Source organism: Photorhabdus hindustanensis (assembly GCF_002968995.1).
GTDB classification, from domain to species: domain Bacteria; phylum Pseudomonadota; class Gammaproteobacteria; order Enterobacterales; family Enterobacteriaceae; genus Photorhabdus; species Photorhabdus akhurstii.
On the sequence record NZ_PUWT01000065.1, the window covers coordinates 18,683 to 33,367 of the forward strand.

Below are 14,685 nucleotides of genomic sequence, written 5' to 3' on the forward strand. Positions count from 1 at the left end.
AAAAATCCATTCCTAAAGTGGGTGAAAACCGTAACGTTTAAAAATTGCAACGGCTTCAGGGGTTTTCAAATATTCATAAAATTTGAGAACATTGGGATTATTATGGTCTTTGATTATCGCCATTGGGTATTCAATCGGTTTGTGGCTCTCTTCCGGGAAGATCCCCACCACTTTGACTTTATCACTCGCAATAGCATCTGAACCATAAACGATGCCCAACGGAACTTCCGCACGTTCCACCAGCGCCAGACCACTGCGCACGTTACTAGTGCGCGCTAGCAGAGGATTTATCGTCTCCCATGCTCCCAAATATTGCAGAGACTCTTTAGCGTAAATACCCACCGGAACATGATCGGGATCACCAACGGCAAGACGGCCGCCTTCTAACAAAGATTTCCATTTGGTTTCTTTATTAATGTCAACTTTATTGAGCCTGCTCGCTTTCGGCGCAATCAGAACGAGTTGATTTCCCAACATAGTCAACCGAGTTTCATCAATAATCAGTTTCTTGCCGGCAACATAATCCATCCACTGTTGATCAGCAGAAATAAAAATATCTGCCGGCGCACCTTGCTCAATCTGGCGTGCCAAAGTGGAAGATGAAGCATAAGAAGCCGCCACTTCACCTTTTGTCTTTTGCTTATACTGTAGTGCAATATCATCAAGTGCATTAGTCAGCGAGGCTGCCGCGAACAACGTGACTTTTTCCGCAGCCCACACTTGCCACGTCAAAGCAAAAGAAACGACAACGCCGACTAGCAGTTTGCCAAAACTCTTTCTCATTTGTTTTCCACCTGTTTCTTACCCATTAGTTCGTTGTATATAGCAAGATATAGCGTTAAATGGAAGAGTGTTCCAATATTAATCGGCAAATCGTGAGCAACTTTTACTATCTAATTTAATTCGAATTAAAATACTGTAATAGAAAAACCAGATGAATAAAATTGAAATGATTATAATTAATTAAGACAAATTACCCGGTAAATCACCGGGTAATCGGAATAGCATCTGGTGTAAAAGAAATATTAGTTTTACTTTTCAGAACGACCAATACGGGAAACGATATTAAACAATTCCCCAAGACCATAAATTAAACCTAAAATTCCAGCCATCACCACCGGTACCATGACCAGGGCAAAAGCCATACTTCTAATCAACTCAAACATGGTAGCCTCACATAATGGCTCATTTAATGAGCCGGCAACATAACATATTTTTAACCATAGCGGGTAATACCGCTATAATTAGTACCATTCTAGACAAAAGACAAACAACAGTAACCGGCTAAACGTGCGTTTTTGTGGGTTAGCCAATAAAAATTTACGATCATATTTCCTGAAAAAAACTATTATGCAAGCCGAAATTCTATTGACACTAAAATTACAACAACGGTTATTCGCCGATCCACGGCGAATATTATTACTTAAACAGATTAAAGTAACCGGCTCTATCAGCCAGGGGGCAAAACTGGCAGGGATCAGCTATAAAAGTGCCTGGGATGCTATTAACGAAATGAATCAGTTAGCAGATGAAATAGTGGTGGATCGTGCTACAGGCGGCAGAGGAGGAGGAGGAGCAAATCTTACCCACTACGGCGAACGTCTGTTGCAACTTTACGATCTACTGACACAAATTCAGCAAAAAGCCTTTGATGTGCTAAAAGATGACCAACTTCCCCTCGACAGTCTGTTAGCCGCCATTTCCCGTTTTTCTCTGCAAACCAGCGCCCGTAACCAATTCTTTGGCACAATTACTGACCGTGACCATAATCAGGTACAACAGCATGTCCGCATCTTGCTGGCAGATGGTCAAACATCACTGAATGCGGCATTAACAGAACAGAGTGCCAACCGTCTTGGCTTGGTAAAAGATAAGGAAGTATTGGCGCTGATTAAAGCGCCTTGGGTGAAACTCACTAAAGAGCGATTTTCTATCGGTCATTTCGACAATGCCCTGACAGGGCAGATCAGTAACCTTGAAACAGGCGAAGAGAACACAGAAATTATTATTGCCCTTGATGGCGGTGAAACCCTCTGTTCTACCCTGCCCAATCAAGAAGTCAATAACCTGAAACTACACCCTGGAGATAAAATCACTGCACTTTTTAATGCTGACCAGGTGATTATTGCAACTCTGTGTTAAGAATTGCGGCTATTATCACTGAACAATTCAGGATATCCAGGGATATCATGGAATTACGTGCCTTACGCATCCCTTAGTGTCCGATGTTAAATGTTAATTAAAAGTTAATATTGACATTCTGCGGCATTCCGCTTATTTGTGGGAAGATATTTGCGTTGCTTAAAAAGGAATAAAAGATGTCTGAATTGCAAATAGCGCAAGGCTGTTTCCGTTTAAGTGATACTCAAACCTTGCAGTTATCATCATTAAAAATAACCTCTGGTGAAAATTGGGCTTTTATTGGCGCTAATGGTAGCGGAAAATCATCATTGGCCCGTGCGCTTTCAAATGAATTAGCCCTACTTTCCGGTGAACTAAATTACTCATTTCACAGGTGCGCCCGCGTCTCTCAAGAACAATTACAAAAACTGACGGAAGAAGAATGGCAACGCAATAATACTGATATGCTCAGTGATGATGAAGATGATACCGGTCGCACTGCGGCAGAAATTATCCAACTTTATCATAAAGATAATGAACTTTGCCTAAAGCTGGCAAAACAGTTTGGTATTATGGATTTACTTTCCCGTCGTTTTAAATATCTTTCTACCGGCGAAACCCACAAGACATTACTTTGCCAGGCACTGATGGCTTCACCTGACTTGCTGATTCTTGATGAACCTTTTAATGGCTTGGATCTATTCGCTCGTGGTCAATTCACTGAATTACTGGAAAAATTGTCATCAAAAGGGATAGTTTTGGTACTTATCCTTAACCGATTTAGTGAAATCCCAGATTTTGTTGATCAGATTGGCGTACTCGCGGATTGCCAGCTAACCTCTGTCGGCATCAAAGAAAAGGTGATGGCGGATTCACTGGTGGCTCAACTGGCTCACAGTGAAAAATTAGACGGCATTCATTTACCTGAAACAGATGAATTTCCTGTCGATGAGCAATTACCGCCCGATCAGCCTCTGATTATCCTACGTAACGGTATCGTTCAATATAATGATCAACCCATTTTGCATGGGCTAGATTGGCAAGTTAATCCAGGTGAACATTGGCAAATTATTGGCCCAAACGGCGCCGGAAAATCAACGCTTTTGAGTCTGATTACCGGAGATCATCCTCAAGGCTACAGTAATGAGCTGATCCTTTTTGGCCGTCAACGCGGTAGCGGCGAAACTATTTGGGATATCAAACGCCATATTGGTTATATCAGCAACAGCATTCATCTGGAATATCGTGTCAGTATCAGTGTTCGTAATGTGATTCTATCTGGTTTCTTCGATTCAATCGGTCTTTATCAGACCGTATCAGATCGCCAACAGCAACTTGCTGATGAATGGCTGGCTTTACTGGGATTATCAGCTCAGATTGCCAACGGTCCGTTTCAGCGCCTTTCATGGGGACAACAACGGCTGGTTCTAATAGCTCGCGCACTGGTTAAACATCCGGCTTTATTGATCCTTGACGAACCTCTGCAAGGGCTTGATCCACTCAACCGCCAGTTAATATTACGTTTTATTGATATCATGATCGCTGACGGTGATACTCAGCTACTGTTTGTTTCTCATCATCAGGAAGACGCGCCGCGATGCATTACTCACCGGCTGATATTTATTCCTGATGGCGACATATATCGTTATCAAACAGAAAGAATCAACCATTAACGTATTAAAATGAGATTAATACTGAAACAAAAGCCAGCATTGCAAAAGTGCGTTTATGTCAATCTCGTAGCAATACACGTGCAAACATGCTGGCTTTATCTATTCATAGCAATTATAAAGCGCCAAGAAAGTCAGGCAACATAAAAGTACCCGTTATTAATATTTTCTTCGTAAGATAATTTAATTATGAAAATAATACATTTAAATATAAGAACATTAATTTCATATAGCAGAAAATAATAAAACCAACCCTTCAATTATTTATGTTTAAATGAAACTTAATTCACTTAACAATGCCACTTCACGATCACAATCATTATATAGACATTCATCACATTTAATTAAATAGATTATTTAGCGAATTAGATTTTCGATTAAACTATTCCTAGAAGTAAAGTGACAGAATGTTTCCATCAGGCCAAAGATGGATTCCCGACTATTACATACCCATTGGGAGAATAACAATGAGTGGTCTAAGCGCCGTCATATCAGTCAAGCTTAAACTTGGTCAAGACAGTTATAACGTTGATTTAAATATTCCATCAGCAACCCCGACTCCTGAAGCGCCTTTTCTTTTTAGTGTAGTTTCACCCGAAAAAGGTGAGCAACCTGCAAATACTTTATTAGAAGTCGCTATCGGTAATGCAAATCATATTTATGTTGCCGTCGCACCACCAAGTTCATTATTGAAAGAAACAGGTGTTGATAAGGTGGTGGAAAATCTTAATGTTGTTGTTTCCGAAGGTAAATACAACAAAACAGACAAGAAGTTTGACCAAGATAAAAACGAAGATAAAGGTAAAGACGAAGATAAAAATAAATAAGCCTAAATTATCCGCTCAATATTAACCATAAGGCTATGCGTTTAGAACCATAAATAACATAGCCTTAGCGGTACATTTCACTATCTGAGGTAAAATATGGGAACACGATTTGAGATTGACGCCCATTTTGATTGGTGCAAAATATTTGATGGCGAAATGCGTAGCCCAATGCAATGCCAGCTTGCTTTATTCAACAGTTATTCTCTCATCTATATTGATATGACTGCAAAACAGGCAGGAGCTGACAATCTCAATATCTTTAAATTACTCAACCATGCTTTTCATCTTGATTTACCTGAGAAAGAAGCCCCGTTATTAATACAGGATGCGGGGTTTTTTACTTTCTCCAATCATGCCAATCCACCAGAAACAGAGAAACTGAGTAACATTTTTCCACAAATACCTTTGCCAAAGTCAGTGACAGAAATGGAAACGCCGGTATCCCATAGTTGTACCTTCTGGCTAACCTTGCGTTTAAAAGGCAATTATTTATTTAACAACTTAATTGAGATTGGCGTTAAAGATGGCGATCTGCCACAGGCTGATATCTCGATCAGTGGGCGTTTGGATCGGGGAATATCCGCAGGCGAATCAATTAAAAAAAGCCGCTATACTGCCGTTCTCCCTGATTTCAAACTATTTAAGATTTTTGGCTTCAATAATTTAATACTTAAATATCAGTTTGATAATCACGCAAAATATGAAATAGCAGGCACCATCACATTAGATTTGTTCCAGGAAACGTACTGTTTTGACGGGGATTTAAGCGCTGATGAAAAGCAAGTACAGGCATCTTTAAAAATCTGTCACGAAAACTCAAAAAGCACTATTGATAAGCCCTTTGACGGAAGAATGACTGGCGTCACATTTGGTGATTTATCTTTTGGCATTAATTACACCTTTGCCGTGCCAGAAAAAAAACAACCTAAAGTTGGATTATATTGGGTAGAGGGAACAATTAATTATGCAAAACTACCGGCATTAAGTGGACGCCTTTATTTTCTAGATAATGCCCCCATATTAGCTTCAGTCGCTATCAATCAAGATTTATCGATACACGGTATATTTGAGGCATCATTTTCTGGCTCTAATTTCTCCTGGCCAAGTCATTTTATCGATATCGTTTTTCATCCGGGGAGCAACCTTTATTATCGGCGCGAAACAGACGGTGATATTAAACAGGAAAATGCTATTATTTCCTCTTTAGCCGAAAAGTCTCTGTTATTAAATCAAGACATCACCCATTATCAGCCAGGATTTCACCTCCATGCCCTATTTGACATTACACTGATTGAAACTTTGCAGCTCAAAGGGGATATACAAATTACCAAAGAAGGCGTCAATGCAGAGATCCAGCTACTTAATCCAATTTCATTATTTGTACTTCAAATTACCGGTTTTGAGCAGGACCCCGGTCCAACCCTGCTTTTCTCCACCGTCAAGGAAAATAAATTCGTCTTTCGCTGTGGACTGCTGTTTTTTAAACATGATTTCGGTTTAAATGTAGAAATATCAGGTACAAAAGATAAAACCGGGAAATTAAAAATCAGTGGCTCATTGTCCTCGGACAAAATTTCTTCTCCTTTGTTACCTAATCCAACGAAATTAGGTTTTTCCTACAGCAAAAGCGCAGGATTTAAAATTACTGACTGGCCTGCGTTTAATTTAGATAACAACCAGTTTATTAATTTTATAGAAGAATTAAAGAAACTCTCACGCAATAAAGGTTCCAATTGCGGCCAATTAACCCAATTTGTCAATGAACATTTACTCACATCCCGGTTTTCTATTTCCCCGTCGTTTGATACTAAGACGGATAATGCTAGTCAGAAAGACCAACTGTATTTTGTGTTAAACGGTAAATATACCATGACAATGGCAGGAACGGATTTCGTTACTCTCTCCTTCCCAAAAACCGTAGAGTTTTTGCTGCCAAACAACCTCTCCTTAGAGGAATTACCTAATGCTATCGGTGAAGCGCTGAAAAGTGCGGCTGAATCTTTTGTTAAAGGGCTATTGGAAAATCGTGAAGCTATCGCTACCTTTCTAACGTTGACAGCCGCCGAAAAAGCCGCTGATTATGCCATGACATTACTGTGTGAAGGACTAGTTGACGCCGCACTAACAGAAACAATCCAGAGCGGTGCAGAAGCTTTAGCCGCTGCCGGGGGCGTAGCAGCGGGTGCGGCTATCATAGGTAGCATTATCAATAAAATTAAAGATGAAATTAACAGCAAACCAACACCTCCCAATCCCCCTAAACCTGCCGATCCCAAACCACCTGAAAATTTGTCGGCAACTTATGAATATAAGGATCATAAGGCTAAATTCAAATGGGGATATACGGAAAATGCTGACGGTTATCAGGTCAAATTAAAAGCGCCAAATAATGAAACGTTACTCAATAAGAAACTGAATCTCAAAGATAATTCATTTATTTTACCTATCACGCCGGAATTAGCCGCTGGCGTTTATACCTGGTCAGTAGCCGCCACCAGGCAAGACTTTACCAGCTCAGAAAATCAATTACAGCAGCATCGTCTGTCAATACCGGAATTGAGCATCAATTTAGAAGAAAAATCCCTTATTGAAAGAGATATTAATCTTATATTGCAGTGGAATCAGGTAACAGACGCCAGTCACTATAACGTAAAAATCGAGAGAGATGGACAAACCGAAAACCGCTCAATTGCCGCTCCACAGAATTCAGAGACTATTATTTTTGATAAGCTGAAACCTGCCGGTAAATATCGTTTCTCATTAGCAGCATTGAGCGACTCCAATTATATTGCCAGCGAATTTTGTCAGGTTCAGCAATGGTTACGTCTGGAGACTCCTCAGCAAATTCAGGCTAATTACCAATCTAGCGGCATAGAGATTCAATGGCAATGCTGTCCCGATACTACTCATTATTTACTCAGCTTATGGGTCCCAAACAATACATGGATACAACAAACCGAGAATTCCACAACTGGACGAGCCCATATCCCTTTACCACCAATCCCGATTGCAGGAACATATAAACTTTATCTGGCTAGTATGCCGGATGCCACCGCAACATCAATCCCAAGTATCTGGAGTGATGAAGTGGCAATAGAGGTGGTGATAACACCAGAACAAATTGCACAGTCGGCATATCAACAGCAGATGAGTGGCAATGATTGCGGCAAACTGATAATTAAATCCTTCCCTGATCTCAAGGCGAATATGCTAGCAGCAGCTATGGCGCAAGTCGGCTATATAGCAGTAGAAACCGGGCAAGGATTAAAATCGGCCTACCCATCCATCAGCGCCAGCGAAATAACCGAAATACTACTGGCTATATATGGCAAAGCATTAACGCTAGAACAGTTAGCTCAGAAAGCCTATGACGAACACCTATCCGGCAGTGAATGCGGACAGAGATTAATTACTGAATATCCTGCAACCCAAACCAAAGTATTAGGTAGCACTATGGCACTGGCAGGTTATTCCGCAACAGAAACCGGGCAAGGATTAAAATCAGCCTACCCATCCATCAGCGCCAGCGAAATAACCGAAATACTACTGGCTATATATGGCAAAGCATTAACGCTAGAACAATTAGCTCAGAAAGCCTATGACGAGCGCATATCCGGCAATCAATGCGGACAGACATTAATCACTGAATATCCTGCAACCCAAACCAAAGTATTAGGTAGCGCTATGGCGCTGGCGGGTTATTCAGCAACAGAAACCGGGCAAGGATTAAAATCGGCCTACCCATCCATCAGCGCCAGCGAAATAACCGCTGCCCTACTAGAAACTTATGGTAGGCAGTAGTTGTATCATGAGTTTATTTAAATAAAAATAAGGAGCATTACTATGACCTCAGTCTCCAAGGCGATGTTAATAGATACATTGCAATCTAAAAGGGATAACAACACTATTGCTAATGCTCTACGTGAAGTCTCTCTGACCCCACTTTACCCCATTGATATCGCCGCTATTTTACGCCAGCTTGACTTCCCTATTAGCGAGATTGCAATTGCACTGCACAAGCACTTCCCAACGCTTGATCCGCTAGACGTTGGTCAAATGTTGCTTGATCCTAAAGTGTATCCAGCAACAACTCGCCCGGAGTTAATCGCAGCCTTGGGTAGAGCTGGCTTTCAAGCCCAAGAAGCTGAATTAGCGGCCAATATTTTGTATCCAGTAACCATATCTGTATCTGCGGATAAACCTTGGCAGAATAGCGATGTGACAGTTAATACAAATCTGACAACCACAATTACCTATCTCAGCGGCACATGGTCTTTTGACCCACGGTATAACAATTGTCAGGCCGAAGGAGATAAGGCTCATATTGCCCAGGAAGACTACGCGTTACCAGGCCAGCCAGTAGGTGCGCTGGTAGGCCGCGTCGGTGAAACCGTTTTTTTGATTGGTCGTGAAGCTAGTGTCCCAAATGGGTTATCTGGTGAATTACAGCTTTGTATCAATGATGACTTAAATGGGCGCTATGGCGCCGGATTAACAGATAATAAAGGTAAGCTGGAGGTTAAAATCAGTACACGAAAATAAACGGATTTGTACTCGATCAAACCCAACCTGACAGCCACCGGTTATTTATACAAGTGGCTGATCTGTCCAATATATCAGAAATAAACCTTACTAATAACACTGCTTTTCCATTAACCGAATTTTGACCAAAAAATAATTCTCACCGATGGATTTCTTCTCCGACCAGTTAAAAAAGCATCGCAATTTAGTTATTATGCATTATTATTTTTCGCTCACTAAATAACATCTATCATCGATTTTTGGTCTGCTTTTCAGATCATTTTTTAATTTGTTAAAAATAAAGGGAAATTATATGATTTGGGGTTTACTTGCTACATCACTAGCGTTATTAACGATACACCGCACAACTGCGCTTATTGTTCTACTGGCTGCGATTATTACCGGATTCGTCACGCAGACTATGATTTATCCGGCAATCGCCACTATTGCGATTATTTTTTTGTTAGGCGCGCTACGTATCTATTTTCAGCAAAATAACATCATTAAAATAACCACTGAACTGCTATTACTCGCCTTTGCAGCGGCATTATTCCTACATCTGCTCCCCGGTTTTAATAACCTGAAATATCTCGATAAAGTTCAGGTAGGCCCTCATAGCGTCCCATTCTCAATGTATTTCAACTTTGACAAAGCACTCATTCCTTTCCTGCTGTTATGCTGCATGCCTGGCCTATTTACAACAAAGCCACTGGCAAAGGTTCGCCCTTATGCATGGATAATCTTAGCGACAGCGATTCCTGTACTGTTGAGTATTGCAACAGCGCTTGGAGGATTAGCGGTTGAATTGCATATACCACAATGGCTGCCGATGTTTATTTTGGCAAATATTTTCTTTGTTTCCCTGGCAGAAGAAGCGCTATTCCGCGGCTATATCCAACAGAGGTTAAGCCAGTGGATTAACCCCTATTTTGCCCTGATCATCACCGCTTTGATTTTTGGCGGCGCACACTTCGTCGGCGGCCCATTACTGATGATTTTTGCTACGCTTGCGGGATTAATATATGGACTAGCATGGATGTGGAGTGGCCGTCTGTGGGTTGCTGTTGGGTTCCATTTCGCGCTCAATTTGGTTCATTTGCTGTTCTTTACTTACCCAATCAAGTTGGTGAGCGCACTATAGACATGTCAAATTTGCCCGGTATCTATTCAGCAATCTCAGCGTTTCAAGCAAATAAAGTTTGAAACAAGACTATTGATTGCTGTTCTGGTGCATAGAGCAATATAATGCGTTCAATTATCATTAAGTTTGATTTTTAAGGAGTTTAAGCTATGGCTGTCACTAAACTGGTTCTGGTAAGACATGGCGAAAGCGAGTGGAACAAAGAGAACCGTTTCACTGGCTGGACTGACGTCGCGTTATCTGAAAAAGGTCGCGCCGAAGCTCAACAAGCAGGGCAACTGTTGAAAGAAGAAGGTTTTGTTTTTGATTTTGCCTACACCTCGGTGCTAAAACGCGCTATCCATACGCTGTGGAACATTCTGGATCAAGTTGATCAACAGTGGTTGCCGGTTGAAAAAAGCTGGAAACTGAATGAGCGTCATTATGGCGCTCTGCAAGGTCTGGACAAATCAGAAACCGCAGCTAAATACGGTGATGATCAGGTTAAACTGTGGCGTCGTGGTTTTGCTATCACCCCACCAGATTTAACTAAAGATGATGAACGTTTCCCAGGCCACGATCCACGTTATGCGAATTTAAAACCAGAAGAGTTACCCGTGACTGAAAGTCTGGCAACGACTATTGAACGCGTGATCCCTTACTGGGAAGAAGTTATCAAACCGCGTGTCGCTCAAGGCGAGAAAGTGATTATCGCTGCGCACGGTAATTCTTTACGTGCTTTGGTTAAATATCTGGACGATATGAGCGAAGAAGCCATTCTTGAACTGAATATCCCAACAGCAGTACCTTTGGTTTATGAATTCGACGAAAACATGAAACCAATCAAACATTACTATTTGGGTAACGCTGATGAAATCGCAGCAAAAGCCGCTGCGGTAGCTAACCAAGGTAAGGCAAAATAATTTTCTTGCTATAAAAATTGCTGACAGCGTATTTTCCAGCAAACATAAAAAACCGGAGTTGTCGATTCCGGTTTTTTTACATTGGAAAAATGTTATCAGCCACGACGCGCTTTTATTGCCGACGACAATTGACGTAACAAAATTTCAGTGTCAGCCCAACCAATGCAAGCATCAGTAATACTTTTACCGTATACCAATGGCAGACCGCTATCCGGATTCTGATTTCCCTCTTCCAAATGACTTTCTACCATGACACCAATAATCGCTTTCTCCCCAGCGATAAGCTGCCGACTCACATCTGAACACACATCCATCTGCTTTTTAAATTGTTTAGAACTATTGGCATGACTGAAATCAATCATAATCCTTGCCGGCAAACCTGCTTTTTCCAGCCCTTGCTTCACGGCAGCAACATGTTCGGCACTATAATTCGGCTCTTTACCACCACGCAGGATAATATGACAATCGTTGTTTCCGCTGGTATTCACAATCGCGGAATGTCCCCACTTAGTGACAGAAAGAAAACTGTGGGGGGAACCTGCCGCATTAATCGCATCAATGGCAACTTTTATCGCACCATCGGTGCCATTTTTAAAACCAACCGGACAGGAAAGACCAGAAGCCAACTCACGATGGACCTGAGATTCCGTTGTACGAGCGCCAATTGCCCCCCAACTCATCAAATCGGCTAAATACTGTGGAGAAATCATATCCAGATACTCACCCGCAGCCGGTAGCCCCATGTCATTAATATCCCGCAACAACTGACGAGCTAAACGCAAACCATCATTAATATCAAAACTGTGATTCATATGAGGGTCATTAATTAACCCTTTCCAGCCAATGGTTGTACGCGGTTTCTCAAAATAAACTCGCATGACAACTTCCAGATCCTCTTTCAGCTCCTCACGCAAATCATTCAGCCGTCCGGCATATTCCATTGCTGCTTTAGGATCATGAATAGAACATGGACCAATCACAACCAACAGACGATCATCTTCCCCCGTCAGAATTTGATGAATCGTTTTGCGAGCCTTACGCACTGTAAATGCAGCCTTTTCAGTTGCTGGAAATTTTTCAAGTAGTGCCACAGGAGGTAATAATTCTTTTATCTCTTTAATTCTTATATCATCATTCTGATAATTCATAGCCCTCTCTCATCTAACATCTTTGTATATTTAATTAAAGCAATCTTGTGATTTTAATCTAACTGTTAGAAGCCAAACTGTAAATATTCTTTGTAGAGAATAAATAAATCAATGCTTAACTCAAGACATAGCAAGATATAGTTAAATGTGGTTAGCTCTATTCTTATGGTTGAAATATCTTTAGAAATGAGAATTATCAAAGTAAATACCTAAAAATATGCCAGAAATCGACAAAACAATTCTCTGGCATAGTTAGGAAACTATTTCCTATGGGATAATGGCAAAGAATGGTTTTCCTTAGCTGCCTGAATCCACAAACGGGAGCCATTAAATGCAATGCCCAACAGAATCACATACTGCAACGACATTGCCAGCACGCCTTGATGGAAATAGATAACAACGCTTATCACATTGATAACTATCCACACCAACCAGTTTTCAACATATTTGCGGGTCATCAGAACCATTGCCACAATGGATAGCACCGTCATTGTCGAATCCCAGAATGGGAACGCATCAGGCTCCAACATCGGCATCTGAACATTAAAGCCAAATTTTTGCATAATCATAACGGCAATCTGAGTCAGATAGCCAAAGACCCGATCAATATTAAAAGTCATCATGGCAATTAATAGCACAGAAATTAGACCAATTATTGCCGCCTTATTCAGACTTAACCAACGTATTTTAAGTTCAATCTGCTGCTGATCATTAACCCTGCTCCAGGCATACCAACCATAAATATTTGCCGCAAAGAAGAATAATTGCAGCAATAAACTGGCATAAAGTTGAATTTGAAAGAAAATCACAGCAAATAATGTGACATTAATGAGTCCAAACAAATAGTTAATTATCTTCTCCTGACTGGCAAACCAAATACATAACAAACCGGCGATCGTACCTACTGCTTCAATCCACGATAAATCATATCCTCCCTTTCCCAGAGGTATATTGACTAATATGTTGTTAATACTGAAAAAATCCATCTGTTATATCCTATTATTATCTACAATAAAATATTACTCTCATTATTCAATTTCCTATTTTAACTGAGTTGCAAAATCAAGCATCCTATTTAAAGGAAGCAATGCCTTTTCCCGCAATTCTTTTTCAACCCATATTTCATGCTGATCCCCTCCCCGTTCCAGTCCCTGAACGATGGCTTGTAAGCCATTCATTGCCATCCACGGACAATGAGCACAACTACGGCAACTCGCCCCTTCCCCAGCCGTAGGCGCTGCAAATAACTGCTTCTCAGGACATGCTTGCTGCATTTTATAAAAGATGCCTTTATCCGTTGCCACAATCAGTTTCTGATGTGGCAAAGATTGGGCGGCTTTGATTAATTGACTGGTCGAACCAACAGCATCAGCCAGATCAATAACAGCTTGCGGTGATTCAGGATGAACCAATACCGCGGCATCGGGATGCAGACCTTTTACCCTTATCAAAGCCTGAGTTTTAAATTCATCATGAACAATACAAGCCCCTTGCCAACAAAGAATATCGGCTCCTGTTTGTTTACGGACATAATTCCCCAAATGGCGATCGGGCGCCCAAATTATCTTTTTCCCCTGACTATCCAGATAATCGATCAGTTCAACAGCAATACTTGAAGTCACAACCCAATCCGCTCGTGCTTTAACGGCTGCTGATGTATTTGCATAAACCACGACGGTACGATCAGGATTGTCATCACAAAACTGGGTGAACTCTTTTTCAGGGCAACTAAGATCTAGAGAACACTCAGCTTCCAACGTTGGCATTAAAACACGCTTCTCAGGGTTGAGAATTTTGGCGGTTTCTCCCATAAATCGCACACCGGCAACTAATAAAGTAGAGGCGGGATGCTTATTGCCAAAACGAGCCATTTCCAGTGAATCTGCGACACACCCTCCGGTCTCTTCAGCTAAAGCCTGGATCTCAGGATCGGTGTAATAATGTGCAACCATAACAGCATCCTGCTGTTTCAGAAGGCGTTTAATTTTTTCACGGCAATGTTTTTTTTCAGCCTTACTGAGAAAAGCAGGTTTGGGAGGGAATGGATAAATAGTTGAATTAAAATCAATATACTGGTTCATTACGCTGACCCTCTGTTTAGTATATGGTTTTAAAAAGCGAAATTTTTGGTTTTTAGCCCGAAAATCCGCCCAAATTTGTTTAATATACTAAACAAAATGATCGATTTATAGTAATTTATCGCGAGATATTTTCGTCTGTGAGGGCTATACAGAAAACAGAAAACAGAAAACAGAAAACAGAAAACAGAAAACAGAAAACAGAAAACAGAAAACAGAAAACAGAAAACAGAAAACAGAAAACAGAAAACAGAAAACAGAAAACAGAAAACAGAAA

12 protein-coding genes are annotated in these 14,685 nt (G+C 41.0%); 7 read left to right on the forward strand and 5 right to left on the reverse strand.

Going from position 1 to position 14,685, the window contains the following annotated elements; translation table 11 throughout:
* Positions 1 to 12 precede the first annotated feature (12 nt).
* Together modA and C6H66_RS20575 are read right to left on the reverse strand one after the other, a co-directional pair.
* On the reverse strand, positions 13 to 783 hold the full coding sequence (gene modA, locus C6H66_RS20570) for a molybdate ABC transporter substrate-binding protein (RefSeq protein WP_105396567.1): 771 nt from the start codon (positions 781 to 783) through the stop codon (positions 13 to 15).
* Between the two features lie 248 nt (positions 784 to 1,031).
* The gene (locus tag C6H66_RS20575; RefSeq protein WP_071647086.1) at positions 1,032 to 1,166 is read right to left on the reverse strand and encodes an AcrZ family multidrug efflux pump-associated protein; all 135 of its coding nucleotides are present in this window, start codon (positions 1,164 to 1,166) and stop codon (positions 1,032 to 1,034) included.
* A gap of 184 nt (positions 1,167 to 1,350) precedes the next feature.
* Here C6H66_RS20575 and modE point away from each other — a divergent pair, with 184 nt between their 5' ends.
* From modE to gpmA, 7 genes are all read left to right on the forward strand, one after another.
* Positions 1,351 to 2,142 carry a molybdenum-dependent transcriptional regulator gene (modE, locus tag C6H66_RS20580; protein ID WP_065390600.1) on the forward strand — a complete coding sequence of 264 codons (792 nt, stop codon included), beginning with the start codon at positions 1,351 to 1,353 and terminating at the stop codon, positions 2,140 to 2,142.
* A gap of 176 nt (positions 2,143 to 2,318) precedes the next feature.
* Positions 2,319 to 3,794 carry a molybdate ABC transporter ATP-binding protein ModF gene (modF, locus tag C6H66_RS20585; RefSeq protein ID WP_105396568.1) on the forward strand — a complete coding sequence of 492 codons (1,476 nt, stop codon included), beginning with the start codon at positions 2,319 to 2,321 and terminating at the stop codon, positions 3,792 to 3,794.
* A 464-nt stretch (positions 3,795 to 4,258) separates the two neighbouring features.
* Positions 4,259 to 4,618, forward strand: coding sequence for a hypothetical protein (locus tag C6H66_RS20590; protein WP_046397454.1), 360 nt, complete (start codon positions 4,259 to 4,261; stop codon positions 4,616 to 4,618).
* A gap of 96 nt (positions 4,619 to 4,714) precedes the next feature.
* The gene (locus tag C6H66_RS20595) at positions 4,715 to 8,419 is read left to right on the forward strand and encodes a hypothetical protein (protein WP_105396569.1); all 3,705 of its coding nucleotides are present in this window, start codon (positions 4,715 to 4,717) and stop codon (positions 8,417 to 8,419) included.
* Between the two features lie 42 nt (positions 8,420 to 8,461).
* The gene (locus C6H66_RS20600) at positions 8,462 to 9,160 is read left to right on the forward strand and encodes a hypothetical protein (protein WP_105396570.1); all 699 of its coding nucleotides are present in this window, start codon (positions 8,462 to 8,464) and stop codon (positions 9,158 to 9,160) included.
* A 295-nt stretch (positions 9,161 to 9,455) separates the two neighbouring features.
* Complete coding sequence (locus C6H66_RS20605) at positions 9,456 to 10,280, forward strand: CPBP family intramembrane glutamic endopeptidase (protein WP_181150253.1); 825 nt, start codon at positions 9,456 to 9,458, stop codon at positions 10,278 to 10,280.
* Between the two features lie 149 nt (positions 10,281 to 10,429).
* Positions 10,430 to 11,182, forward strand: coding sequence for a 2,3-diphosphoglycerate-dependent phosphoglycerate mutase (gene gpmA, locus C6H66_RS20610; RefSeq protein ID WP_105396572.1), 753 nt, complete (start codon positions 10,430 to 10,432; stop codon positions 11,180 to 11,182).
* 95 nt (positions 11,183 to 11,277) lie between these two features.
* Here the strand turns inward: gpmA and aroG are convergent, their stop codons facing one another.
* The 3 genes from aroG to nadA all read right to left on the reverse strand — a co-directional run bounded on the left by aroG (position 11,278) and on the right by nadA (position 14,411).
* Positions 11,278 to 12,330, reverse strand: coding sequence for a 3-deoxy-7-phosphoheptulonate synthase AroG (gene aroG, locus C6H66_RS20615; RefSeq protein ID WP_046396226.1), 1,053 nt, complete (start codon positions 12,328 to 12,330; stop codon positions 11,278 to 11,280).
* A gap of 260 nt (positions 12,331 to 12,590) precedes the next feature.
* On the reverse strand, positions 12,591 to 13,316 hold the full coding sequence (pnuC, locus tag C6H66_RS20620; RefSeq protein ID WP_046396225.1) for a nicotinamide riboside transporter PnuC: 726 nt from the start codon (positions 13,314 to 13,316) through the stop codon (positions 12,591 to 12,593).
* A gap of 54 nt (positions 13,317 to 13,370) precedes the next feature.
* Positions 13,371 to 14,411, reverse strand: a complete 1,041-nt coding sequence (nadA, locus tag C6H66_RS20625) for a quinolinate synthase NadA (protein WP_105396573.1) — start codon at positions 14,409 to 14,411, stop codon at positions 13,371 to 13,373.
* Positions 14,412 to 14,685: the final 274 nt, after the last annotated feature.